This window comes from Neobacillus oceani (assembly GCF_046237595.1).
GTDB lineage: Bacteria > Bacillota > Bacilli > Bacillales > Cytobacillaceae > Bacillus_D > Bacillus_D oceani.
In genome coordinates this window covers 229,353-252,724 of sequence record NZ_CP143543.1, presented here as the reverse complement: position 1 = coordinate 252,724, position 23,372 = coordinate 229,353, and the positions used below count along the sequence as shown (strand labels likewise).

The window sequence follows — 23,372 nt, the reverse complement described above, 5'->3', positions numbered from 1 at the left end:
TGAGTTCAGGCAATTATTCGCCAATAACGGCGTGGATATCGCTTTCACGAAGGATTAGGTATTCAGTTCCCTGGTACTTTACTTCTGTGCCGGCATATTTTGAGAAGATGATACGGTCGCCGACAGATACTTCCGGAGCTACACGCTCGCCGCTATCGAGAACACGGCCGGAACCTACTGCTACAACTTTGCCCTCCTGCGGCTTTTCCTTTGCAGTGTCAGGCAAAACAATGCCGCTTGCAGTCTTTTCTTCAGACTCGACAAGCTCAATGATAATGCGATCGCCAAGTGGTCTTAACAATTCAAACAACCTCCTCAAATGGTTTTATGTAGTCGCTTATTAGCACTCTGTTCAGGTGAGTGCTAACACAATTATTATAATAATGAAAACCCGTTTTTTTTGCAAGCACGAAGCATGAATTTTTTTAAAAAAAATCAACCTTATGAGTATGTCCGCTTTGGCAAAGGCTATACAGGAAGGTTTCATGATTGAAATAAGTTTGCCTTTGTGAGTAGAATGAAAAGTGATGCAAAAAGTATAAAGGAGCTTGCCATTTTGAAACGTGAATACGGTTGGATTCTTATTGTATATATCGTCATGCAGCTTTCGAGCCTGGTGGGGGTCCCCCTTTTGGCAATCGTCCTTGCCAGCGCGGGGAACAGTCCCCAGGAAACGCAGATGTATGCCTTAAATTACTGGCTGATAATCAGCTTTGTGTCGGCATTCCTGATTACGTTGTTCCTCCTGCGAAAAGAAATGGCCAGCTCGCTTCAAAACAGGAACGCTGCAAATTTGCCACAGTCCATCTCATGGGCCGTCGGCGGAATTTTCCTCGCCCTTTTCGCGCAATGGGCCGCCGCCATAGTGGAGCAAATGCTTGGGATTAAAATGGGTTCGGATAACACCCGTTCAATCATGCGGATGATTGACAATTTCCCCGCGGTGATTCTCATCAGTTCGGTCATCGGCCCCATCCTTGAGGAAATCGTGTTCCGAAAAATCATTTTCGGCAGCCTTCACAAGCGGTTTAATTTCTTTGTTTCCGCATTGATCAGTTCCGTTATCTTCGCAGCCGCGCACATGGAATTTGAACATATCCTGATTTACTCGGCAATTGGATTCACATTTGCTTTCCTTTATGTCCGGACAAACCGGATCATTGTTCCGATCATTGCGCACGTCATAATGAATACGCTCGTTGTTTTGATGCAGAGTATTTACCGTGAGGAAATTGAGAGATTCCTGCGTGAAGCAGAACAGATGCAAAACTTTATCGGAGGGTTTTTATGAGGCAATCACCATTGTTTTCCGGCATCGTGTACCTCCTACTCGGAATTTTGTTTACATATTTCGCAGTTGGGAGCGTAAGGGACGAAGGCTGGGGTTTCTTTTCCTATCTCCTCGTTATTTTGGCCACCTTTGATTTCGGGGCGGGCATAAGGATGATCGGTTTACATTACAAGCTAAAACGAATTCAAAAAAAGTGAGCCCCTTTTAGGCTCACTTTTTTGCTTCTTCTGCTTCTTCGGAAAAGTCCGCTCCGGGATAATTTTTCAGGAAGTAAATCAACGACTGCAATTCAACAGCCAGGTCGATATGATGGACCCGGATGGAGCGCGGGACATTCAGCCTCGCAGGCGTGAAGTTTAAAATTCCTTTCACATTTGTTTTAACGAGCCTGTCTGTAATCGGCTGGGCAACGGAAGCAGGTATGGTCAAAATCGCTACCGTAACATTGTCATTGTTCAGGTACGCTTCAAGGTCATCCAGGCTGTGGATTGGGACGTTGCCAATTTTCGTCCCCACTTTATCGGGATCAACGTCAAAGGCTACTTCGATTTTTGTATTATTGTTTTTCAGGAAATTGTAGTTCAAAAAGGCAGTCCCAAGGTTTCCTACCCCGATAAGGGCGACCTTTGTAAGCTCATCCTGATCAAGCGTCTTCCGAAAGAACCCAAGCAAGTAGTTTACGTTATAGCCGTAGCCCTTTTTGCCAAGGGCTCCAAAATAGGAAAAATCCCTTCGGATTGTAGCCGAATCGACTTTAACCGCTTCGCTAAGTTCCGCGGATGAAACTCTCTGCTTCCCAGAGGAATGCAAATTCTTTAAAAATCTGTAATATAACGGCAGCCTTTTGGCGGTTGCCTGCGGTATTTTCATTGTTTCAGTCACCATTGATCCCCTGCCCCGGTTTAATTTTTCTCGCAGGCCCCTGGCCATTCGCGGGAAATCTTGTTTACTGGACCTCTTGTTCTCGTTTAAAATCGCCATGCTTGCCGCCTGTTTTTTCAACAAGATAGGTAGGCCCGATTACCATTCCTTTGTCAACGGCTTTGCACATATCGTATATAGTCAATGCGCAGATGGAAGCAGCAGTTAGCGCTTCCATTTCCACGCCAGTATTTCCTTTCGTCTTAACTGAAGCAGAAATCATCAGCTTATGTCCTGCTTCTTCCTCTTCCCACCTGAAAGTGATGTCTACCCCTGTCAGCGGGATGGGGTGACACATTGGGATGATTTCCCATGTTTTCTTTGCTGCCATAACAGCGGCTACCTGGGCCACCGCCAGCACATCACCCTTTTTCATCTCATTATTCGTTATTCTTTCATAAATGTCTCGATTTACAGTTATGCTTGAGCGGGCGATTGCCGTCCTGGCTGTTTCCGGCTTATCGCTGACATCGACCATTTTTGCTCTGCCCTCTTCATTGAAATGCGTAAATTCAGCCATCCTAAAAACTCCTTTCCCAAAAACGGAACAACCTGGCAGATCGACCCCGTTTTCCCGAATGGGGCCCTGGCCGTTTTTCTAACCTTTTCCCTATAGTTCAGTTCTATGAGTTATAAAAATAATACACTATTTTCAGGTAATTGTGTATGCTCTTTGTTCCATGTTTCACATATGTTCCATTGTTTTTTAGCTTTTCACGAGATTAAGTCCCAATATTTTTAAAAAATTGTCATATTTAGCTCCTTTTCCCCTGTCATACGAGCTTAAACCATCAGCGGAAAACCATACCTGGAGGATGGTTCACTCATTGCCGAGCAACCCCTTATGGGTTACACTCTAGATAGTAATGGGGTGAAAAGAATGATTTTGCTTCAAGTGAATAACCTTGAAAAATACTATGGCGCTGAATTAATTTTATCGAACATAAAGCTTGAGCTCCAAAACAGGGACCGCGTTGCCCTGGTCGGCAGGAATGGCGCGGGGAAATCGACGCTCCTCAAAATAATCGCCGGCCATATCGGACATGATGGCGGCGAAATCATTAAACCGAAAGATGTTACCATCGGCTATCTCGCGCAAAATACGGGTCTCGAATCCTCCTTGTCGATTTGGGATGAAATGTTGAAGGTTTTCGAACCAGTCCGTAAGCTTGAGGCTTCGTTAAGGGAACTGGAAGGGCAAATGGCGGATCCGTCCATTATCGGCAATTCCAGTAAATACGAAAGAGTTTTAAAGGATTATGACGAACTGCAGGTCCGATACAAGGAGATGGGGGGGTACCAGTATGAGGCGGATATCCGTTCCGTGCTCCATGGACTCAACTTCCATACCTTTGATTATTCAACAAGTATCTCAAGCCTGAGCGGCGGCCAGAAAACACGCCTGGCGCTCGGGAAGCTGCTGCTAGGGAAACCCGACATCCTTATATTGGACGAGCCCACGAATCACCTTGATATTGAAACACTTTCATGGCTTGAGTTGTACTTGCAAAATTATCATGGCGCAATTCTCATTGTTTCCCATGACCGATACTTCCTCGACAAGGTCGTCAATCAGGTATACGAATTGTCCCGCCGGCAAATCCACCGGTTTGTTGGCAACTACAGTTCCTACCTTGTTCAAAAGGCGGAAAACTATGAGCGTGATTTAAAGCAGTATGAAAAGCAGCAGGATGAGGTGGCTAAACTCCAAGAGTTCATCCAGCGGAATCTTGCCAGGGCCTCAACGACTAAACGCGCCCAAAGCAGGAGGAAAAAACTCGAGAAGATGGAGCTGATGGACCGGCCTTCAGGAGATGAAAAATCGGCCACCTTTTCGTTTGAAATCGAGCGGCAAAGCGGCAATGACGTTTTGCTTGTTGATGCCCTTGCCGTCGGATATGAAGCTCCGGTTGCAGCGGACCTTTCTTTTTCCATCACAAAGGGTGACAGCATCGCGCTTGTCGGACCTAACGGAATCGGGAAATCAACCTTGCTCAAAACGATTATAAAAAACCTTCCGGCACACGCGGGCTCAATCCACTACGGTACAAACGTCATGATAGGCTATTACGACCAGGAACAAGCCAATCTTAGGTCGAATAAGCGGGTCATGAATGAGCTTTGGGACGAGTACCCTCTGAAAACTGAAAAAGAGATCCGAACAGTTCTCGGAAACTTCCTTTTTTCCGGAGATGATGTCCTCAAGCCCGTTTCCACTTTAAGCGGGGGTGAAAAGGCGCGCCTCGCCCTGGCCAAATTGATGCTGCAAAAGGCGAATTTCCTTATCCTCGACGAACCGACCAACCACCTTGACCTTGACAGTAAGGAGGTTCTCGAAAATGCGCTTATCGATTATCCCGGCACAATCCTGTTCGTGTCACATGACCGTTATTTTATCAATCGGATCGCAACAAAGGTTCTGGAACTGAAAACGGATGGCTGCGTGGAATATCTCGGCGATTATGATTATTTTCTCGAAAAGAAACAGGAAATGGCTGAGCTTTTAGCGATGGAAAAGGCCGCTTCTGCATCGGTTACCGAAACTCCTGCCGCCAAAAATACGTTCCAGCAGGATAAGGAATCCAAGAAACTTGAGCGGCAGCGAAAACGGAAGCTGGAAGAGATTGAAGCCAAAATTGAAGAACTCGAAGCGCTTATTGAAGAAAACGAATCGCTTCTTTGTGATCCGGAGGTTTATCAGGACCACGAAAGGGTACTTGTTATTAACACTGAAAATGATAAAGCCCGCCAGGAACTAGATCAGTTAATGGAACAATGGGCGGAACTTGCTGACTAAAGCGCGGGGCTTCCCTGCGCTTTTCCACATTTTTATACACAATAAAATTGCTGTTATATCAGTTATCAACGGACTTATCCACTTTATCCACAGAACCCATCGTTTTTATCCACATTATCAACAGGAACACCCGTGCTTATCCACAAAGCGGTGAATGCGAGAAAAATTTTTATCCACAGCAAAAAGGGCTGCGAAATATTTTCGCTGCCCTACAATGTCAATTATATTTTTCAATATCAAGGCCCGGGTTTGCATTTAAAGCCAGGCTTCCCCGGATGCCTTTTTCAAACATAACGCTCCCCGCTGCCGCAATCATGGCCGCATTGTCCGTGCAAAGCGACAATGGCGGAATGACAAGCTCTATTCCTTCACTTTTGCCAAACGCCTCCTCAAGAGCCTTCCTCAGCCCCTTGTTGGCCGCAACTCCTCCTGCAAGCAGTACCTGTCCCACACCATATTCATTCGCCGCCCGGACTGTTTTTTCAACAAGAACCTCAATGACACTTTCCTGGAAGCTGGCTGCCAGGTCTTCAGGTGCAATTGACTCTCCACGCTGTTCTGCATTATGGACAGTATTGATAACGGCCGATTTTAAGCCGCTGAAGCTAAAATCATACGAACCTTCTTCAAGCCATGCACGCGGCAACGGAATGACAGCTATACCTTCATGGGCCAGCCGGTCAATATGCGGCCCACCAGGGTAAGGCATATTCAGGACTCTGGCCACTTTGTCATAAGCCTCGCCCGCCGCGTCATCCCTTGTCTCTCCGATTACTTCAAAATGCCCATGTTCTTTCATATAAACAAGCTCGGTATGCCCGCCGGATACAACCAGGGACAAAAGCGGGAATTTCATCTCCGTTAGCAGCCTGTTCGCGTAAATATGGCCCGCAATATGATGGACAGGAACAAGCGGCTTTTGATGGGCAAAAGCGAGTGCCTTGGCCGCATTTACACCAATCAGCAGAGCGCCGACCAGTCCCGGGCCTTCTGTAACAGCAATGGCATCGATGTCTTCCATCTTCACTTCCGCCTGTTTAAGAGCCTCTTCAAGGACGATTGTTATTTCTTCTACATGGTGGCGGGAGGCGATTTCAGGCACGACCCCGCCGAAACGCTTATGGCTCTCAATTTGAGAAGCCACAACATTCGCGGCGATTTCCCGGCCATTCCTTACGATTGCTATCGCTGTCTCGTCACAGCTTGTCTCAATTCCCAAGATCAATTGATCTTTACTCATAATTTCACCCACATAACGATTCCGTCTTCCTGGTTGTCGGTATAGTATTTTTTCCTTATACCGCCTTCCTGAAAACCCATTTTCTTGTATAATGACCTGGCGGGCGTGTTGGATACTCGAACTTCAAGGGTTGCAGTCTCCGCGCCATTCTCCCTTGCCACGTCAAGAACCTTTTTCAAGAGCGCTTCGCCAAGCTTCCTGCCCCGGTATTGAGGCAAGACTGCTATATTGGTGATATGCGCCTCATCCAGCACAACCCAAGCCCCTCCATAGCCAATGATTTTGCCTTCATCTTCAAGGACAATATACACAGCGTATTGATTGTGGTGCAATTCATTGTAAAATGCCTCCCTGCTCCAGGGCAGAGTAAATGATTCCTGTTCCACAATCATGATTTGGTCGATATCTTCTTCCCGCATAAACCGGAACGTAAATAATCCATTGCTGTCGGCCGTGTGGTTACTCATGTGATTCGCCCCTTGATTCAAGCCATTTTGCTTCCGCTTCCGCCAGGCGAATATAATTAGGGACAAATGAATGAACATCGGCATCAGGTTTGTTTTTACCAAGAAGCGCTAGTTCGGATGGTCGCGGATTTCTTTCGGTTGGAGCTGAAATAACTGCCTTTTCTCCCATTTTACTAGTGATTGCTTCTAAATGCAGAGAAACATCGTTACCGACAAACAAGGTTTTCTCCTGTAAGCCAGCGAGGTTTTCTGCCCAGTCACTCATCAAAACAAGGCGGTCAGATTCGACCACTCCCAATTGGCCGTTTTCAAATTTATATAGCCCTGTATATACCTGGCCTCTGCGGGCATCAAAAACAGGGGCAATATAGCCATTGAAATACCGCCCAGCCATTGCAAGCACCTCAAGGCTGGACACTCCGGAAAGCGGGATGCCGAGTGTCCACGCCAATGTTTTAGCGATCGTCACGCCTATCCTCACCCCTGTATAGGAACCAGGCCCCTCGGCAACGACAATTTTATTTAAATCGGCTGGCCTCAATTCAGCTTCCTTCATGGCGGAATCGATGGCAGGCATGATCCTTACCGAATGGTTCCGTTTCACATTTGTGATGTATTCTGCGACGACTTTATCCCCGTCGACAACAGCAACGCCAAGCGGATAATTGGACGTATCAATTGCCAAGATCTTCATAAAAAAACTCCTCACATAATCTCTCGTATCTGTAACCCTTTGGCTTAAAAAGAATTCTCCTTCCACCATTCGGTTCATGATACAGCTGAATCTCCAGTCGGTTTTCAGGCAGCTGATCCCCTATTAAGTGTGCCCATTCAACAACTGTGACACCCTCGCCTTCGAAATACTCATCAAAACCGAGGTCCTCGCTCTCGTTCGTAACCCTGTAAACATCCATATGATACAATGGCAGCCTGCCATGATATTCCTTAATGATTGTAAACGTCGGGCTGTTGACCATCCTCTTTATTCCAAGCCCTTGGGCAAGACCCTTGGTGAATGTCGTTTTTCCCGCACCAAGATCGCCCTCCAATGTTAAAACATCGCCCGGCTCCAGCATGCCCCCCAGCCTTTTGGCCAAAATGACTGTCTCCTCCGTCGAGGAAGATTTATATTCAAATACAAGTGGTTCCATTCAATCACCTTTTAAGGAATGTGTTTTATAAATCTATATATACAACTACGTACTTAATTCTGGTGGAAACACTGGATTCTTTTCGGGAGATCCTAAAATTGTTTCCGATACGCTGCTTACATCGGACGTTTCTGGTGAAAACCCGGAATCTGTCCAATATCTTAGAAAAACCCTTAGGATGGCTCCTAAGGATTTTGTCTACATTATGTAGTTTACATGATTTTTGGAGAATGGGCAAAAGTGCCTTGGGATTGAGGGTTTATCTATAAGTGAGGGAGGAGTTTTTTTACCCTGGCTTATAGGGGTTGTTATGCTAAGAATGTCTGAAGCGGGTACCTTCAATAATTTTATCATTATGTGTTTTAGAGCTATTAGTGACAACTAAACCGGGTTATACCCTTTGTTGTCACGCAAATGGGGAGTGAGGACATCCCAACCGGGTTTTGCTCTTTCAATGTCACGCAAAGGGAGGTTGAGTGACATCCTAACCGAGTTTTGCCATTTCAATGTCACGTAAATGGGGGTTGAGTGACATCCTAACCGAGTTTTGCCATTTCAATGTCACGTAAATGGGGGTTGAGTGACATCCTAACCGAGTTTTGCCCTTTCAATGTCACGCAAATGAAGGTTGAGTGACATCCTAATCGAGTTTTGCCATTTCAATGTAACGTAAATGGGGGTTGAGTGACATCCTAACCAGTGTTTTTCCATTTAATTGTCACTATCAGATATAGATAATGACAATTATCCAAAATGCTTACTTGGGTTATTCTCTCCGAAAAATTAAAATGACCACAGCCAATGACCGTGGTCAACTCCATTTTTATCTTTTGAACATAAAAAAAGACGAAACCTGGTTTCGTTTTTTTCATAAAAAACTATGAAACTAAAATGGCGGTCCGGACGGGACTCGAACCCGCGACCTCCTGCGTGACAGGCAGGCATTCTAACCAACTGAACTACCGGACCATATTGCGGGGGCAGGATTTGAACCTGCGACCTTCGGGTTATGAGCCCGACGAGCTACCGAACTGCTCCACCCCGCGACGATAAAAAAATATTTTGTTTCTATATACCCAAAAATATAAGGTATAGCCCGGCAGCGTCCTACTCTCACAGGGGCAAGGCCCCAACTACCATCGGCGCTGAGAAGCTTAACTTCCGTGTTCGGTATGGGAACGGGTGTGGCCTTCTCGCCATAACTGCCAGACTATTTGGTTTGAGGTTCATTCCCTCAAAACTGGATAATTTTCAGAAGAAGTTCGGAAGAACGAGCAATCTATTTGGTTAAGTCCTCGATCGATTAGTATCAGTCAGCTCCACACGTCGCCGTGCTTCCACCTCTGACCTATCAACCTGATCATCTTTCAGGGATCTTACTTCTTACGAATGGGAAATCTCATCTTGAGGGGGGCTTCATGCTTAGATGCTTTCAGCACTTATCCCGTCCGCACATAGCTACCCAGCGATGCCTTTGGCAAGACAACTGGTACACCAGCGGTGCGTCCATCCCGGTCCTCTCGTACTAAGGACAGCTCCTCTCAAATTTCCTGCGCCCACGACGGATAGGGACCGAACTGTCTCACGACGTTCTGAACCCAGCTCGCGTACCGCTTTAATGGGCGAACAGCCCAACCCTTGGGACCGACTACAGCCCCAGGATGCGATGAGCCGACATCGAGGTGCCAAACCTCCCCGTCGATGTGGACTCTTGGGGGAGATAAGCCTGTTATCCCCGGGGTAGCTTTTATCCGTTGAGCGATGGCCCTTCCATGCGGAACCACCGGATCACTAAGCCCGACTTTCGTCCCTGCTCGACTTGTAGGTCTCGCAGTCAAGCTCCCTTGTGCCTTTACACTCTGCGAATGATTTCCAACCATTCTGAGGGAACCTTTGGGCGCCTCCGTTACATTTTGGGAGGCGACCGCCCCAGTCAAACTGCCCGCCTGACACTGTCTCCCACCCAGATCATGGGTGCGGGTTAGAATTTCAATACAGCCAGGGTAGTATCCCACCGACGCCTCCACCGAAGCTGGCGCTCCGGCTTCACAGGCTCCTACCTATCCTGTACAAGCTGTACCAAAATTCAATATCAGGCTGCAGTAAAGCTCCACGGGGTCTTTCCGTCCTGTCGCGGGTAACCTGCATCTTCACAGGTACTATAATTTCACCGAGTCTCTCGTTGAGACAGTGCCCAGATCGTTACGCCTTTCGTGCGGGTCGGAACTTACCCGACAAGGAATTTCGCTACCTTAGGACCGTTATAGTTACGGCCGCCGTTTACTGGGGCTTCGATTCAGAGCTTCGCTTGCGCTAACCCCTCCTCTTAACCTTCCAGCACCGGGCAGGCGTCAGCCCCTATACTTCGCCTTGCGGCTTCGCAGAGACCTGTGTTTTTGCTAAACAGTCGCCTGGGCCTATTCACTGCGGCTCTTCAGGGCTATGAACCCTAAAGAGCACCCCTTCTCCCGAAGTTACGGGGTCATTTTGCCGAGTTCCTTAACGAGAGTTCTCTCGCTCACCTTAGGATTCTCTCCTCGCCTACCTGTGTCGGTTTGCGGTACGGGCACCTTCCATCTCGCTAGAGGCTTTTCTTGGCAGTGTGGAATCAGGAACTTCGGTACTAAATTTCCCTCGCTGTCACAGCTCAGCCGTCACGGAAAGCGGATTTGCCTGCTTTCCAGCCTAACTGCTTAGACGCACATATCCGACAGTGCGCTTACCCTATCCTCCTGCGTCCCCCCATTGCTCAAACGATGAAGAGGTGGTACAGGAATATCAACCTGTTGTCCATCGCCTACGCCTTTCGGCCTCGGCTTAGGTCCCGACTAACCCTGAGCGGACGAGCCTTCCTCAGGAAACCTTAGGCATTCGGTGGATGGGATTCTCACCCATCTTTCGCTACTCATACCGGCATTCTCACTTCCAAACGCTCCACAGGTCCTTCCGGTCCTGCTTCAACGCCCTTGGAACGCTCTCCTACCACTGACATCGAAGATGTCAATCCACAGCTTCGGTGATACGTTTAGCCCCGGTACATTTTCGGCGCAGAGTCACTCGACCAGTGAGCTATTACGCACTCTTTAAATGGTGGCTGCTTCTAAGCCAACATCCTGGTTGTCTAAGCAACTCCACATCCTTTTCCACTTAACGTATACTTTGGGACCTTAGCTGGTGGTCTGGGCTGTTTCCCTCTTGACTACGGATCTTATCACTCGCAGTCTGACTCCCACGGATAAGTCTTTGGCATTCGGAGTTTGTCTGAATTCGGTAACCCGATGGGGGCCCCTAGTCCAAACAGTGCTCTACCTCCAAGACTCTTACTACGTGAGGCTAGCCCTAAAGCTATTTCGGAGAGAACCAGCTATCTCCAGGTTCGATTGGAATTTCACCGCTACCCACACCTCATCCCCGCACTTTTCAACGTACGTGGGTTCGGTCCTCCATCCAGTGTTACCTGGACTTCAACCTGGACATGGGTAGATCACCTGGTTTCGGGTCTACGGCCACATACTCATTCGCCCTATTCAGACTCGCTTTCGCTGCGGCTCCGCCTCTTCGGCTTAACCTTGCATGGGACCGTAACTCGCCGGTTCATTCTACAAAAGGCACGCCATCACCCATGAACGGGCTCTGACTACTTGTAGGCACACGGTTTCAGGATCTCTTTCACTCCCCTTCCGGGGTGCTTTTCACCTTTCCCTCACGGTACTGGTTCACTATCGGTCACTAGGGAGTATTTAGCCTTGGGAGATGGTCCTCCCGGATTCCGACCGGATTTCACGTGTCCGGCCGTACTCAGGATCCACTCAGGAGGGAACGAAGTTTCAGCTACAGGGCTTTTACCTTCTCCGGCAGGCCTTTCCAGGCCTCTTCGCCTACCCCGTTCCTTTGTAACTCCATGTAGAGTGTCCTACAACCCCGGAAGGCAAGCCTTCCGGTTTGGGCTATGTCCCGTTTCGCTCGCCGCTACTTGGGGAATCGCGTTTGCTTTCTCTTCCTCCGGGTACTTAGATGTTTCAGTTCCCCGGGTCTGCCTTCAATACCCTATGGATTCAGGTAAAGATGCCACCCCATTACGGATGGCGGGTTTCCCCATTCGGAAATCTCCGGATCAAAGCTCACTTACAGCTCCCCGGAGCATATCGGTGTTAGTCCCGTCCTTCATCGGCTCCTAGTGCCAAGGCATCCACCGTGCGCCCTTTCTAACTTAACCTAAAAGGTCATTCCACTCTGTTTACCAGAGAGAAAACTAAAATGGCGATCACTCGGTTCTTCTTGGTTACTTCTTCTTAACATTATCCAGTTTTCAAGGAACAAACTTTGCCCGAAAGGGCAGAGTCAAAAAAAACTTTGAAGGATTGCTCCCTCAAAACTAAACAAACAAGCGGTCAACTTACGGACCAAAAGGTCCGCATTCCGATTGCCCGAAGGCAATATCCTTAGAAAGGAGGTGATCCAGCCGCACCTTCCGATACGGCTACCTTGTTACGACTTCACCCCAGTCATCTGTCCCACCTTAGGCGGCTGGCTCCTTGCGGTTACCCCACCGACTTCGGGTGTTACAAACTCCCGTGGTGTGACGGGCGGTGTGTACAAGGCCCGGGAACGTATTCACCGCGGCATGCTGATCCGCGATTACTAGCGATTCCGGCTTCATGCAGGCGAGTTGCAGCCTGCAATCCGAACTGAGAATGGTTTTATGGGATTGGCTCCACCTCGCGGCTTCGCTGCCCTTTGTACCATCCATTGTAGCACGTGTGTAGCCCAGGTCATAAGGGGCATGATGATTTGACGTCATCCCCACCTTCCTCCGGTTTGTCACCGGCAGTCACCTTAGAGTGCCCAACTGAATGCTGGCAACTAAGATCAAGGGTTGCGCTCGTTGCGGGACTTAACCCAACATCTCACGACACGAGCTGACGACAACCATGCACCACCTGTCACTCTGTCCCCCGAAGGGGAACGTCCTGTCTCCAGGAGTGTCAGAGGATGTCAAGACCTGGTAAGGTTCTTCGCGTTGCTTCGAATTAAACCACATGCTCCACCGCTTGTGCGGGCCCCCGTCAATTCCTTTGAGTTTCAGCCTTGCGGCCGTACTCCCCAGGCGGAGTGCTTAATGCGTTTGCTGCAGCACTAAAGGGCGGAAACCCTCTAACACTTAGCACTCATCGTTTACGGCGTGGACTACCAGGGTATCTAATCCTGTTCGCTCCCCACGCTTTCGCGCCTCAGCGTCAGTTACAGACCAGAGAGCCGCCTTCGCCACTGGTGTTCCTCCACATCTCTACGCATTTCACCGCTACACGTGGAATTCCGCTCTCCTCTTCTGCACTCAAGCCCCCCAGTTTCCAATGACCCTCCACGGTTGAGCCGTGGGCTTTCACATCAGACTTAAGAGGCCGCCTGCGCGCGCTTTACGCCCAATAATTCCGGACAACGCTTGCCACCTACGTATTACCGCGGCTGCTGGCACGTAGTTAGCCGTGGCTTTCTGGTCAGGTACCGTCAAGGTACCGGCAGTTACTCCGGTACTTGTTCTTCCCTGACAACAGAGCTTTACGACCCGAAGGCCTTCTTCGCTCACGCGGCGTTGCTCCGTCAGACTTTCGTCCATTGCGGAAGATTCCCTACTGCTGCCTCCCGTAGGAGTCTGGGCCGTGTCTCAGTCCCAGTGTGGCCGATCACCCTCTCAGGTCGGCTACGCATCGTCGCCTTGGTGGGCCATTACCCCACCAACTAGCTAATGCGCCGCGGGCCCATCTGTAAGTGACAGCCGAAACCGTCTTTCAGCTTCCTGACATGTGTCAGAAAGGATTATCCGGTATTAGCTCCGGTTTCCCGAAGTTATCCCAGTCTTACAGGCAGGTTGCCCACGTGTTACTCACCCGTCCGCCGCTAAAGTTTCAAAAGCAAGCTTTTGAAACTTCCGCTCGACTTGCATGTATTAGGCACGCCGCCAGCGTTCGTCCTGAGCCAGGATCAAACTCTCCAAAAAAGAGTATGAGTTTAGCTCATAAAGTTACGTTGGCTAGTGATCCGAAGATCACTATATTATTGTTTGTTGACGCTTGTTTGTTTAGTTTTCAAGGAACAATTTTTGGAGCGGGTGATGGGAATCGAACCCACGACATCAGCTTGGAAGGCTGGAGTTTTACCATTAAACTACACCCGCATATATTTATTTATAACCCGAATGGTCGGGAAGACAGGATTCGAACCTGCGACCCCTTGGTCCCAAACCAAGTGCTCTACCAAGCTGAGCTACTTCCCGTAGTATGGCGCGCCCGAAAGGAGTCGAACCCATAACCTTCTGATCCGTAGTCAGACGCTCTATCCAATTGAGCTACGGGCGCACATTTTCGAAAAAGACTTAATCAAATTCACAAGCACCAATACCTTTATTGGTGCGGCCGAGAGGACTTGAACCTCCACGGGGTTGCCCCCACTAGGCCCTCAACCTAGCGCGTCTGCCATTCCGCCACGACCGCGTAAATTAAATTAGCGACAAGATTAATCATACCACTTATTTTTCAGCAATGCAACTGGTATATTGTGGTGCGGGTGAAGGGAGTCGAACCCCCACGCCTCGCGGCGCCAGATCCTAAGTCTGGTGCGTCTGCCAATTCCGCCACACCCGCATATTAAATGGTGAGCCATGAAGGACTCGAACCTTCGACCCTCTGATTAAAAGTCAGATGCTCTACCAACTGAGCTAATGGCTCAAAAGAAAATGGCTGGGCTAGCTGGATTCGAACCAACGAATGACGGAGTCAAAGTCCGTTGCCTTACCGCTTGGCTATAGCCCAAAAATATAAAAGTGACCCCTACGGGATTCGAACCCGTGTTACCGCCGTGAAAGGGCGGTGTCTTAACCGCTTGACCAAGGGGCCATTGAAAATACGGAGCGGAGAAGGAGGGATTTGAACCCTCGCGCCGGTCACCCGACCTACACCCTTAGCAGGGGCGCCTCTTCAGCCTCTTGAGTACTTCCCCATAATGGCTCCGCAGGTAGGACTCGAACCTACGACCGATCGGTTAACAGCCGATTGCTCTACCACTGAGCTACTGCGGAATAATAAGTATATCCATACGCCTATATAGCATTTTGTGTCCCCGCCTCAGAAAGATCCGCGAGCAGCGGCTCGGCGTGTACAACTCGCAGTTAATTCAGGGAAGTGATGCTCGTCTCTACCACTGAGCTACTGCGGAATAAATAGTATTACCCATACGCTTATATAGCATTTTGTGTCCCCGCCTCAGTTAACCAAAGCAAGCTGAGACTAGGTTTTACATCCAGAAAGTTTGTTGTTCCTTCCGTCGACTCTTACCATTATAATGACGGTGCACCTCAATGTCAAGAATGATTGGCATATAAATTTTGGCTTTCCTTCCACCCTCTACTGCGCGTGCATTTCCTTTACTTTTCGGAGTTCTCCTCTACATTTTCCGCATACATACTTGGCTGTATTTATGTTTCGCCTTCTTTTGAAGACAGTTCCGCAGGCTGCGCATTCATAGACCACGATCTTTTTGCTTTTCTTCTTTACTCCGCTTTCGGGAAGCTGGCCACAAAACCTCGGCGCTCCGACTTTTTTCAACAACGCTCTGAAGTCCGCGTCCCTATGCTTGTATCCCTTACCAAGCAGATGGAGGTGGTAGTGGCAAAGTTCATGTTTTATGATTCCGACCAATTCGTCATAGCCCAACTGTTCCAAATAGCGTTTATTTATTTCAATGTTATGGGTTTTCAAAAGGTACCTTCCGCCTGTTGTGCGCAACCTGGAATTAAAAACGGCTTTGTGCAGGAAGGGCAGGCCAAATTGCTCCTGTGAAATTTTTTCCGTCAATCCCTGAAGGTCCTGGTTGTCCATCTGCAATTCGCCACCTCTTTCCGTTGAACATGACAACCTATTATAGCATAGAATAGAAAAACATTATGGTACGCAGGGAGGGCACTTGAATGCCAACATGGTTCCAAAACAGGATGAGGCGGGCATTTTATGAAAAGAATCGTTATCAGATTAAACTCCTTAACCAATGCTGGTTCTTCTATAGAAGGAAGTATCCATCCTAACTCCTGTTTATCTTCCAAACCACCTCAAAAAAAGACGTGCCCGCATTTCCCAGGCACGCCATTTTTACGTTGTAGTACACATACATAGCTAAACCTTAATTGGCCTAGCCGCCTAATTAGTTATTGATCCCTTTCGCCGATTCAGGCTGGATCATCGTCAGGGAGACACGGCCTTTTTGTTTATCGACTGAATCAACCCACACAGTGACGACGTCCCCGACAGAAACGACATCAAGCGGATGCTTGACAAATTGCTTCCTTAACTTGCTGATATGGACGAGCCCATCCTGTTTAACGCCGATATCTACAAAGGCACCGAAATCGACCACATTCCTTACTGTCCCCTGAAGTTCCATTCCTGGTTGGAGGTCCTCGAGTTTTAACACATCTTTTTTAAGCAATGGAGCATCTAGTTCATCACGAGGATCCCGTTCGGGCCGGATAAGGGCGTCGATAATGTCCTTCAACGTGATTTCCCCAATTTCAAGCTCTTCGGCCACTTTTCCGTGATCGAGTTGTCCCAATGCTTCTTTCAGCCTGTCACTGCCAAGGTCCGTTGTCGTTAATCCAAGGCTTGCGAGCAGTTTTTTCACCGCGCTATAATTTTCAGGGTGGATGCCAGTCCGGTCCAGGGGTTCTGTCCCATCCAGGATGCGAAGGAAGCCGATGGCCTGTTCATATGTCTTGGCGCCCAAGCGCGGAATTTTCTTCAATTGCGAGCGGTTGACAAATTTTCCTTCTTCTTCACGCTGCTTGACTATGTTCGCGGCGGTAGTTTTCGTCAGGCCGGCTACATATTGGAGCAGGGAAGGCGAGGCTGTGTTTACGTTCACGCCTACCTGGTTAACTGCCGTTTCGACGACAAAATGGAGCGATTCCGACAGCCTCTTTTGCGAAACGTCATGCTGGTACTGGCCGACACCGACCGATTTCGGATCGATTTTAACAAGCTCCGCAAGCGGATCCTGAAGGCGCCTTCCAATAGAAACGGCACTCCGTTCTTCTACCTGCAAATGCGGGAATTCCTCACGGGCAAGGTCTGAAGCGGAATAGACGCTTGCTCCCGCCTCATTGACAATTAAATAATAAGTGTCCTGGTTCACTTCTTTAAGAATATCAGCAACAAACTGCTCTGTTTCCCTTGAAGCTGTTCCGTTCCCAATCGCAACCATCTCCACTTTATAGTCGGATAAAATGGCAGTAAATTTTTCTTTTGCTTCACGCCGTTTTGATACTGGCGGATGAGGGTAGATGACATCTATTTTCATAACCTTACCCGTTTCATCTACAACGGCAAGCTTGCAGCCCGTCCGGAAGGCAGGGTCGACGGCAAGCACTACCTTCCCCTTTAGCGGCGGCTGAAGCAGTAATTTCCGCAGGTTTTCGGCAAAAATGTGTATGGCTTGCTCCTCTGCCTTTTCAGTCAACTCATTGCGGATTTCCCGCTCAATTGAAGGCTGGATAAGCCTTTTGTAGCCATCCTCGATTGCTTCCGTCACGAATGGAGCGGAAGGCGAGTGTGCTTTTCCAATCCACTTTTTTGTTAAATAGTTCATGATTGAATCTGTCCCAGCTTTTACCGCGACACGGAGAATTTCATCCTTTTCCCCACGGTTGAGGGCAAGGATTCGGTGAGGGACGATTTTGCTAACAGGCTCTTCATAGTCGTAATACATTTCAAACACTTTCTTTTCATCCTTTTCGGCGTCCTTGACTGCCGAGACGATTGACCCTGTTTTAAACATTTCCTTCCGGATCCACTTCCTGCTTTCCGCGTCATCCGACACGCGCTCGGCTATTATATCCTTTGCGCCGGCAATCGCATCTTCGACTGAAAGGACGTCCTTTTCCTCTGATAGGAACTCTTTCGCCTTCACTTCAACAGAACCGGCCGTAAGGGTTAGCAGCCAGTCTGCCAATGGCTCAAGGCCCTTTTCTTTGGCAACCGTCGCCTTTGTCCGCCGCTTTTGCTTGTACGGCCTGTACAGATCTTCCAACTCCTGGAGTTTTGTAGCTTTTTCTATTTGTTTGGCCAATTCATCTGTTAATTTTCCCTGCTCCGTAATCGAGCGTAGGATTTCTTCTTTCCTTTGTCCAAGGTTTTGCAGGTATTGCCATCTTTCCATTATGTTGCGGATTTGCACTTCATCAAGCGCGCCCGTCTGTTCTTTTCTGTAACGGGCAATGAAAGGTACCGTGTTTCCTTCGCTGACGAGCGACATGACATTGTTGACCTGCTTAAGGGACAGTCCCTGTTCCTTGGCAATCAGTTTTGCGAATTCATCGTTCTTTGTGATGGTTTCATTCACCTAACCATTCCTCCACTCTTTCTTGCTTCCTTTCTATTGTATCAAACTATCGGGATTGGAAGAAACACAGTAGTGGATGTTGGATACAAAAACTGCCAAAAGGGGGTGTATAGCGAATGCACCGGAAGCGCTTGGCATTGTCCTTTTTTTAAAAAAGCAAAAGAGCCTGCATTAATGCAGGCTCCCGATGATAAAGGTCGCGTCATCTGATTTCGTTGGATATTTGCGTTTGATTTCGTCGGCGATCATGGTGACAGGGAAGAGGCCCTTCAGGAGGGCTTTCACTCCGTGAAAATCATATCCATCCGAGAAAATCAGGAATTTGGAATGGGGATCATAGGAAAAGCGCTGTGTATGGTAGGTTTGCGGTTTTCCAGACAGGTAGCCTGTGACTGGGAGGGGATAGGTCAGCTTTCCTTTTGAGGAATACAAAAAGAAGCGGATGTTCCCTACGCAGCTGTATACAAACTCCCTTGCATGGAAATAGACTTTCAGTACGGAAACCGCTGCTCCCCTTTTATTGGCAAGGGCATCATTGCAAAATTTCATTAAAGTTTCCACGTCTTCATGGTGGTTTTTTTCCACCGCCAGGACAACCGCGTTCGATGCTTCGTAGGCGTATTGGCCGCTGCCAAGGCCATCGGCGAGTACACATACGAAATAGTCATCGGTTGCAACGAAGAAGTAGCTGTCCCCGCATTGGGATTTTCCTTCTTTGGGTGTTTGATGCGCATAAACCTCAATGTTGTCTTTTACAAGATGGTTCATGAAAGACACTCCGAGTTATTGGCCTCCGCATGGATCGCTTCCTGCAGCTTTTTAATTGCCCGCCTTTGCAAACGGGATACATGCATCTGGGATATGCCGAGCTTGTCGCCAGCATCCTTTTGGCTCATATTCTCCAGGTAGGTGTACTGGATGATTTTCTTTTCACGGTCATTGAGGACATGGAGGACTTTTTCTAGGACCAGCCTTTGGTTGATCTTTTCATACCCTTCGTCCACACTGCCGACGATATCAAGCAAGGTGACAGTACCTCCGTCCGAATCCGCTTCGATAGAATGGTCGACGGAAAGGGCCTGGTAGCTTTTACCCATTTCCATCGCTTCAAGCACCTCTTCTTCGGAAACCTCAAGGGCTTCAGCGATCTCAATTACCTTTGGCGAACGATGGAGCTTTGTGGTCAGTTCCTCGACGGTTGTTTTGATTTTCGGGCCAAGCTCCTTGATCCTTCTCGGAACATGGACACTCCATGTCTTATCCCTTAGAAATCGCTTGATTTCCCCGATAATCGTCGGTACCGCGAATGCCTCGAAACTTTTCCCGAACGACTCGTCATATCTTCTGATCGCCCCAAGAAGGCCGATCATCCCCACTTGAAAAATATCTTCATGGAATGAGCGCCCTTTGGAATATTTACGTGCGATTGTTTCAACAAGATTTTTGTAGTGAAGGACCAGCTGCTCCTGGGCATCGTTATCCTGATGGAGCTGATACGCTTTGATTAGTTCGTTTATTTCCTGTTTCCCGGAGGAGTTAGGTTGAGATTGTTTCGACATCCGTCTCCACCTGCTCTCCTTCGAGGTACTTCGTCATGAAGACCGTGACACCTTCTTTATGGTGAATCCTTACTTCATCCATAAGCGTTTCAATCAGGTAAAGCCCTAAGCCTCCTTCACGCAAAAACTCCACGGAATCATTGTCTTCATACCGGCCAAGGCCCTGCCTTGCCGACTCGAAATCAAAACTTTGCCCGTTATCCGCCACCATCACTTCAAGCCGGTCCGGATAGAGGCCAAAACCGACAATCACTTCGCCCTGTCCCTTGTTCTTGTAGGCATGCTGGACAGCATTCGTGCATGCTTCACTCGTCGCAATTTTCAAATCTTCCAAATCATCATATGAAAATCCCATCCGGCTAGCGATGCCGGAAAGTGTAAGGCGAATGACTCCTACATATTCGGGCTTGGCCGGGATTTTCATTTCAATATAGTCAAACGCCTGGCTCATTGCACTCCACCCTCTATCTGGCTGTTAATATCTATGATGTCAGCCAGACCTGTAATTTCAAAAAGTCTGATTAACCGCTCCGATAACCCAACCAGCTTGAACTCGCCGTTGTGGCTGCGGACCGATTTGAATACGCCAACGATTACTCCGAGGCCTGTACTGTCCATATAGGATACTTCCGAAAGATCGATCACCATTTTGACGCCGTCTTTTTCCGATAGCGGAAATACCGTTTCACGAAGCTTGGGAGCCGTATAGGCATCTATTTCGCCGTTTACATATATTTCAACAAAATCATTGGATTCATTAACATCTAATTTGATGTCCACTTTGACCCACCCCTTGTCTATTTACTAACCACTTAAACACTTTACCCGTTTGCGCGGCTGTTAAACGCTCCTTTTCAGGATAATCAGAGTAAAATCATCCCTTAATTGGAAATCCTGGAGCCTTTCAAGGTCTTTGTAAATATTGTTCACGATTTCCTGGGCATCCAGATGGATATATTTACGGATATAGCCAATAAGGGCATCCCGCTCAAGGAAGCCTTCCTCCGTCCGGCATTCCGTTACCCCATCCGACATAAGGATAATCATATCGCCCGGATTGATAAGGCGTTCGAACTGCTGATACTTGGTTTTTTTGTCTATGCCCAAAAGAAGCCCTTTCGCTTCCATTTCCGTAAATTCGCCTGTTTTCGCATTATAGTAAAATCCAGGCTCGTGTCCGGCCGAAGAATAATAAAAAATATGATTGCCTGGATTGTACATTCCGTAAAACATTGTGATGAACATACTAGGATCAACGTTTTGTTCGACAACCCTATTCAGGCTTTCAAGGACCATATTGGGGGCATGCCTGTTTTCCGGGAGGCTGTCCATCGCATACTTGATCATCGACATGCACAACGCGGCCGGAATCCCTTTGCCAATGACATCAGCGATCGCAACGTTTACACACTGGTTGTCATCCAGTACAAAATGGAAATAATCTCCGTTCATGTGCCTTGCCGGAACGCTTATTGCACCAATATCCATTCCTTCGACTTTCGGAATGGATGTCCCAAGGAGTGTTTGCTGGACATTCGCCGCTATTTCCATTTCAGTGCGGAATTCCATTTGCTTGTTCCTCAGGCTTTGGTGTTCCCTGTAGGCAAGCCCATAACCAACCATTACTTCCAAAAGCACATCAAAAGAATGGATTACACTTTCAGGTATGGTGGGATAAAGGTCAAGCAAGAGGCTTTTATGAAGGCTTACGATTTCCTCCGGGGAAATTTTCTTCTCAATCAATTCCCTGCTTAACTTCTGCCCTTGGTACAAGATTTGTTCGGATTGGTCCTTCAGGTACTCGGTCAAAATATTCCGATACTGTGATTCCATTCTTTCCCGCAAATCCATCATTCATCCCCCTAACGGAGCCATTTCACTGCTCTTATATCCGTTCCTTTACCAGGCGAAGAGAGGATGTCGAATTCATCCATTAGCCGTTTCACTCCAGGAAGGCCAGCTCCAAGGCCGCCGGAAGTCGAAAAGCCGTCCTCCATAACCTGCCTGATATCATTAATTCCGGGACCACTGTCCACAGCTATTACCTTAAGCCCTGATTTTGGGCCGTCATAAATTTTCTCTATGCAAATTTGGCCCTGGCCCGCATATAGGTATATATTTCTCGCCAGCTCACTTATTGCAGTTGTAATTCTCGCCTGGTCCACAGTTCCGAACCCAAGCTCTCGGGCAACATTGCGGCCAAGCTGGCGTGCAGCCACAATGTCCCACTCATTTAGAATCTTTACACAGGATTGGATGCCCATTTAGCTAATCCCCCAATTCCTGTTGTAATTTCTCCAAACCTTTTTCTAAGTCTAATGCCGTTAGGACATCCTCCAATCCAATTCCCAGTTCAATCAGCGTAATTGCAACCGCAGGCTGGATCCCTGTAATAACGACCTTGGCTCCCATCAGTTTGGACATGCTTATCACATCGCCAAGCACTTTGGCGATGAAGGAGTCGATAAAATCAATCGAGGTAATATCAATTACAACCCCGTTGGCACTCGTTTCGTGGATTTTGTGGAGCAAATCCTCCTGAAATTGGAGGGCTGTCTGATCATCTAACTCCCATTGAATGGAAACAAGCAAGCAATCATGCAGCTTTAAAATAGGTATTCTCATTCTCATTATGCACCCTCCACGTTTATAATTTTCCGATTGGTCAGTTCCAAGGCTGCTTCAACGCCTTTTTTCAATGTATTTTTAGTCGTGAATTGGTTCAGGTCAATTCCAAGGTTAACAATGGTTTGTGCGATTTCGGGCCTTATGCCGACAAGCATGCATTTTGCCCCTACAAGGCGAACCGCTTCGGCAGCCTGGATAATATGATGGGCGACCATTGTATCGACAACCGGTACACCTGTAATATCGATCAATACTACCTCGGAACGGTGCTTGACGACGCCCGTGAGAAGGTTTTCCATAATCTGCTTGGCCCGTTCTGTGTCGATTGTGCCAACAAGCGGCATAACCGTAATTTTTTCAAAGACAGGAATAAGCGGCGCCGACAGCTCCTGGAGGGCGATTTTTTGAAGGGAAACGGTCCGTTCCCACGTCCTTGAATAAATATCGACCACTTCGTTTTGCAGCGGGCTGATCCAGCGGTCAAATGCATAGACAACGTCCATCTGGTTATCGGCAGTTACATATCCTCTTTCCTGCATGCCTTCGAAAAGCATTTTGCTGAATGTCCTGACGCCTTCTATTACAAAGTGAAGCGGCCAGCCAAGCCTCACTACTTTTTCGGCAAATTCACTCAGCCTGGAACGGAACTCCTCCTTCGAACCCCCGAGGCTTGAGCCAATGAGTTCAATAAACTCTGAGCTCGTCCCATTAAAGACTTGTTCAGGGACCAACTTTAGTACCCGTTCGTCCCCCTCAGTCTTCATCCTGTCCATCCATTCATTTGTAAGCTCGCTCTTTTGTGCTCTCAAATAGTCCAATATTAGGTTCTCCATTAGTCCTCCCTGCTTTTCCGGACGCTTCCTCCGCATTTTTTTATCCAAAAAAGCGCTACTCATTTTAATTCGTCACAAAAAATTCAAATAATTGTCTTA

General features: G+C 48.1%; 21 protein-coding genes, 12 tRNA genes and 3 rRNA genes. 4 read left to right on the top strand and 32 right to left on the bottom strand.

Annotated elements, in window-relative coordinates; genetic code table 11:
- Window positions 1-13: 13 nt before the first annotated feature.
- Entirely contained in the window at window positions 14-301 is a 288-nt protein-coding gene (groES, locus tag V1499_RS01435) for a co-chaperone GroES (RefSeq protein WP_115454113.1), read from the bottom strand.
- 255 nt (window positions 302-556) lie between these two features.
- On the opposite strand from groES, the gene V1499_RS01430 reads away from it, so the two are divergent.
- Together V1499_RS01430 and V1499_RS01425 are read left to right on the top strand one after the other, a co-directional pair.
- Complete coding sequence (locus V1499_RS01430) at window positions 557-1,291, top strand: lysostaphin resistance A-like protein (protein WP_409273187.1); 735 nt, start codon at window positions 557-559, stop codon at window positions 1,289-1,291.
- On the top strand, window positions 1,288-1,488 hold the full coding sequence (locus tag V1499_RS01425) for a YdiK family protein (protein ID WP_409273186.1): 201 nt from the start codon (window positions 1,288-1,290) through the stop codon (window positions 1,486-1,488). Before V1499_RS01430 ends, V1499_RS01425 begins: the two co-directional genes overlap by 4 nt.
- 13 nt (window positions 1,489-1,501) lie before the next feature.
- Here the strand turns inward: V1499_RS01425 and V1499_RS01420 are convergent, their stop codons facing one another.
- Window positions 1,502-2,176, bottom strand: coding sequence for a redox-sensing transcriptional repressor Rex (locus V1499_RS01420; protein ID WP_409273184.1), 675 nt, complete (start codon window positions 2,174-2,176; stop codon window positions 1,502-1,504).
- A 61-nt stretch (window positions 2,177-2,237) separates the two neighbouring features.
- A complete protein-coding gene (gene moaC / locus V1499_RS01415) occupies window positions 2,238-2,732 on the bottom strand; it encodes a cyclic pyranopterin monophosphate synthase MoaC (RefSeq protein ID WP_409273182.1) in 495 nt (164 codons plus the stop codon).
- Window positions 2,733-3,092: 360 nt separating this feature from the next.
- On the opposite strand from moaC, the gene V1499_RS01410 reads away from it, so the two are divergent.
- The gene (locus V1499_RS01410) at window positions 3,093-5,009 is read left to right on the top strand and encodes an ABC-F family ATP-binding cassette domain-containing protein (protein WP_409273180.1); all 1,917 of its coding nucleotides are present in this window, start codon (window positions 3,093-3,095) and stop codon (window positions 5,007-5,009) included.
- Between the two features lie 217 nt (window positions 5,010-5,226).
- Here the strand turns inward: V1499_RS01410 and tsaD are convergent, their stop codons facing one another.
- The 20 genes from tsaD to V1499_RS01310 all read right to left on the bottom strand — a co-directional run bounded on the left by tsaD (window position 5,227) and on the right by V1499_RS01310 (window position 15,741).
- Complete coding sequence (gene tsaD, locus V1499_RS01405) at window positions 5,227-6,249, bottom strand: tRNA (adenosine(37)-N6)-threonylcarbamoyltransferase complex transferase subunit TsaD (RefSeq protein WP_409273179.1); 1,023 nt, start codon at window positions 6,247-6,249, stop codon at window positions 5,227-5,229.
- Window positions 6,246-6,716: a ribosomal protein S18-alanine N-acetyltransferase gene (gene rimI, locus V1499_RS01400; RefSeq protein WP_409273177.1), complete on the bottom strand. Its 471-nt coding sequence runs from the start codon at window positions 6,714-6,716 to the stop codon at window positions 6,246-6,248. Before rimI ends, tsaD begins: the two co-directional genes overlap by 4 nt.
- The gene (gene tsaB, locus V1499_RS01395) at window positions 6,709-7,410 is read right to left on the bottom strand and encodes a tRNA (adenosine(37)-N6)-threonylcarbamoyltransferase complex dimerization subunit type 1 TsaB (RefSeq protein ID WP_409273175.1); all 702 of its coding nucleotides are present in this window, start codon (window positions 7,408-7,410) and stop codon (window positions 6,709-6,711) included. Before tsaB ends, rimI begins: the two co-directional genes overlap by 8 nt.
- A complete protein-coding gene (gene tsaE, locus V1499_RS01390) occupies window positions 7,391-7,867 on the bottom strand; it encodes a tRNA (adenosine(37)-N6)-threonylcarbamoyltransferase complex ATPase subunit type 1 TsaE (protein WP_409273173.1) in 477 nt (158 codons plus the stop codon). Before tsaE ends, tsaB begins: the two co-directional genes overlap by 20 nt.
- 892 nt (window positions 7,868-8,759) lie before the next feature.
- A tRNA-Asp gene (locus V1499_RS01385) sits at window positions 8,760-8,836 on the bottom strand.
- 3 nt (window positions 8,837-8,839) lie between these two features.
- A tRNA-Met gene (locus V1499_RS01380) sits at window positions 8,840-8,913 on the bottom strand.
- A 48-nt stretch (window positions 8,914-8,961) separates the two neighbouring features.
- Window positions 8,962-9,077 (bottom strand): 5S ribosomal RNA (rrf, locus tag V1499_RS01375).
- Between the two features lie 73 nt (window positions 9,078-9,150).
- Window positions 9,151-12,083, bottom strand: a 23S ribosomal RNA gene (locus V1499_RS01370).
- Between the two features lie 230 nt (window positions 12,084-12,313).
- Window positions 12,314-13,865, bottom strand: a 16S ribosomal RNA gene (locus V1499_RS01365).
- Together the 16S, 23S and 5S rRNA genes with 12 tRNA genes alongside form the textbook arrangement of a ribosomal RNA operon.
- A 103-nt stretch (window positions 13,866-13,968) precedes the next feature.
- Window positions 13,969-14,042, bottom strand: a tRNA-Gly gene (locus tag V1499_RS01360).
- 22 nt (window positions 14,043-14,064) lie between these two features.
- Window positions 14,065-14,141, bottom strand: a tRNA-Pro gene (locus V1499_RS01355).
- Between the two features lie 5 nt (window positions 14,142-14,146).
- A tRNA-Arg gene (locus V1499_RS01350) sits at window positions 14,147-14,223 on the bottom strand.
- Window positions 14,224-14,272: 49 nt separating this feature from the next.
- Window positions 14,273-14,358 (bottom strand) — tRNA-Leu (locus tag V1499_RS01345).
- Between the two features lie 65 nt (window positions 14,359-14,423).
- A tRNA-Leu gene (locus V1499_RS01340) sits at window positions 14,424-14,508 on the bottom strand.
- An 8-nt stretch (window positions 14,509-14,516) separates the two neighbouring features.
- Window positions 14,517-14,592, bottom strand: a tRNA-Lys gene (locus tag V1499_RS01335).
- Window positions 14,593-14,601: 9 nt separating this feature from the next.
- Window positions 14,602-14,676: transfer RNA gene (locus tag V1499_RS01330), tRNA-Gln, on the bottom strand.
- Window positions 14,677-14,688: 12 nt separating this feature from the next.
- A tRNA-Glu gene (locus V1499_RS01325) sits at window positions 14,689-14,760 on the bottom strand.
- Window positions 14,761-14,775: 15 nt separating this feature from the next.
- Window positions 14,776-14,863: transfer RNA gene (locus V1499_RS01320), tRNA-Ser, on the bottom strand.
- 4 nt (window positions 14,864-14,867) lie between these two features.
- Window positions 14,868-14,942: transfer RNA gene (locus V1499_RS01315), tRNA-Asn, on the bottom strand.
- 325 nt (window positions 14,943-15,267) lie between these two features.
- Window positions 15,268-15,741, bottom strand: coding sequence for a SprT family protein (locus V1499_RS01310; RefSeq protein WP_409273171.1), 474 nt, complete (start codon window positions 15,739-15,741; stop codon window positions 15,268-15,270).
- An 89-nt stretch (window positions 15,742-15,830) separates the two neighbouring features.
- Between V1499_RS01310 and cmpA the strand changes: the two genes are divergently transcribed.
- Window positions 15,831-15,944 carry a cortex morphogenetic protein CmpA gene (gene cmpA, locus V1499_RS01305; RefSeq protein ID WP_409273169.1) on the top strand — a complete coding sequence of 38 codons (114 nt, stop codon included), beginning with the start codon at window positions 15,831-15,833 and terminating at the stop codon, window positions 15,942-15,944.
- 116 nt (window positions 15,945-16,060) lie between these two features.
- On the opposite strand, the gene V1499_RS01300 is transcribed toward cmpA, so the two are convergent.
- The 9 genes from V1499_RS01300 to V1499_RS01260 all read right to left on the bottom strand — a co-directional run bounded on the left by V1499_RS01300 (window position 16,061) and on the right by V1499_RS01260 (window position 23,273).
- Window positions 16,061-18,241 (bottom strand): Tex family protein, encoded by a 2,181-nt coding sequence (locus V1499_RS01300; protein WP_409276199.1) that lies wholly within the window; start codon window positions 18,239-18,241, stop codon window positions 16,061-16,063.
- A 183-nt stretch (window positions 18,242-18,424) separates the two neighbouring features.
- Window positions 18,425-19,021 (bottom strand): PP2C family serine/threonine-protein phosphatase, encoded by a 597-nt coding sequence (locus V1499_RS01295; protein WP_409273167.1) that lies wholly within the window; start codon window positions 19,019-19,021, stop codon window positions 18,425-18,427.
- A complete protein-coding gene (gene sigB / locus V1499_RS01290) occupies window positions 19,018-19,812 on the bottom strand; it encodes an RNA polymerase sigma factor SigB (protein WP_316572728.1) in 795 nt (264 codons plus the stop codon). The genes V1499_RS01295 and sigB overlap by 4 nt, the downstream gene beginning before the upstream one ends.
- Window positions 19,790-20,263: an anti-sigma B factor RsbW gene (gene rsbW / locus V1499_RS01285; protein WP_409273165.1), complete on the bottom strand. Its 474-nt coding sequence runs from the start codon at window positions 20,261-20,263 to the stop codon at window positions 19,790-19,792. The genes sigB and rsbW overlap by 23 nt, the downstream gene beginning before the upstream one ends.
- Window positions 20,260-20,592, bottom strand: coding sequence for an anti-sigma factor antagonist (locus tag V1499_RS01280; protein ID WP_053364856.1), 333 nt, complete (start codon window positions 20,590-20,592; stop codon window positions 20,260-20,262). The genes rsbW and V1499_RS01280 overlap by 4 nt, the downstream gene beginning before the upstream one ends.
- 60 nt (window positions 20,593-20,652) lie before the next feature.
- Window positions 20,653-21,663: a PP2C family protein-serine/threonine phosphatase gene (locus V1499_RS01275; RefSeq protein WP_409276198.1), complete on the bottom strand. Its 1,011-nt coding sequence runs from the start codon at window positions 21,661-21,663 to the stop codon at window positions 20,653-20,655.
- 11 nt (window positions 21,664-21,674) lie between these two features.
- Window positions 21,675-22,076 (bottom strand): anti-sigma regulatory factor, encoded by a 402-nt coding sequence (locus V1499_RS01270; RefSeq protein WP_053364854.1) that lies wholly within the window; start codon window positions 22,074-22,076, stop codon window positions 21,675-21,677.
- Window positions 22,077-22,080: 4 nt separating this feature from the next.
- On the bottom strand, window positions 22,081-22,437 hold the full coding sequence (locus V1499_RS01265; RefSeq protein WP_027324001.1) for an STAS domain-containing protein: 357 nt from the start codon (window positions 22,435-22,437) through the stop codon (window positions 22,081-22,083).
- A 5-nt stretch (window positions 22,438-22,442) separates the two neighbouring features.
- Entirely contained in the window at window positions 22,443-23,273 is an 831-nt protein-coding gene (locus V1499_RS01260) for an RsbT co-antagonist protein RsbRA (RefSeq protein WP_409273162.1), read from the bottom strand.
- Window positions 23,274-23,372: the final 99 nt, after the last annotated feature.

Bases quoted from the DNA above. Each gene is read 5' to 3' on its own strand.
- moaC (WP_409273182.1), bottom strand. From the start codon at position 2,732: ATGGCTGAATTTACGCATTTCAATGAAGAGGGCAGAGCAAAAATGGTC.
- V1499_RS01310 (WP_409273171.1), bottom strand. From the start codon at position 15,741: ATGGACAACCAGGACCTTCAGGGATTGACGGAAAAAATTTCACAGGAG.
- sigB (WP_316572728.1), bottom strand. From the start codon at position 19,812: ATGTCGAAACAATCTCAACCTAACTCCTCCGGGAAACAGGAAATAAAC.
- V1499_RS01410 (WP_409273180.1), top strand. From the start codon at position 3,093: ATGATTTTGCTTCAAGTGAATAACCTTGAAAAATACTATGGCGCTGAA.
- V1499_RS01265 (WP_027324001.1), bottom strand. From the start codon at position 22,437: ATGAGAATACCTATTTTAAAGCTGCATGATTGCTTGCTTGTTTCCATT.
- rsbW (WP_409273165.1), bottom strand. From the start codon at position 20,263: ATGAGCCAGGCGTTTGACTATATTGAAATGAAAATCCCGGCCAAGCCC.
- V1499_RS01425 (WP_409273186.1), top strand. From the start codon at position 1,288: ATGAGGCAATCACCATTGTTTTCCGGCATCGTGTACCTCCTACTCGGA.
- rimI (WP_409273177.1), bottom strand. From the start codon at position 6,716: ATGAGTAACCACACGGCCGACAGCAATGGATTATTTACGTTCCGGTTT.
- V1499_RS01295 (WP_409273167.1), bottom strand. From the start codon at position 19,021: ATGAACCATCTTGTAAAAGACAACATTGAGGTTTATGCGCATCAAACA.
- V1499_RS01275 (WP_409276198.1), bottom strand. From the start codon at position 21,663: ATGGATTTGCGGGAAAGAATGGAATCACAGTATCGGAATATTTTGACC.
- V1499_RS01270 (WP_053364854.1), bottom strand. From the start codon at position 22,076: ATGGGCATCCAATCCTGTGTAAAGATTCTAAATGAGTGGGACATTGTG.
- V1499_RS01260 (WP_409273162.1), bottom strand. From the start codon at position 23,273: ATGGAGAACCTAATATTGGACTATTTGAGAGCACAAAAGAGCGAGCTT.
- cmpA (WP_409273169.1), top strand. From the start codon at position 15,831: ATGCCAACATGGTTCCAAAACAGGATGAGGCGGGCATTTTATGAAAAG.
- tsaB (WP_409273175.1), bottom strand. From the start codon at position 7,410: ATGAAGATCTTGGCAATTGATACGTCCAATTATCCGCTTGGCGTTGCT.
- tsaE (WP_409273173.1), bottom strand. From the start codon at position 7,867: ATGGAACCACTTGTATTTGAATATAAATCTTCCTCGACGGAGGAGACA.
- tsaD (WP_409273179.1), bottom strand. From the start codon at position 6,249: ATGAGTAAAGATCAATTGATCTTGGGAATTGAGACAAGCTGTGACGAG.
- V1499_RS01420 (WP_409273184.1), bottom strand. From the start codon at position 2,176: ATGGTGACTGAAACAATGAAAATACCGCAGGCAACCGCCAAAAGGCTG.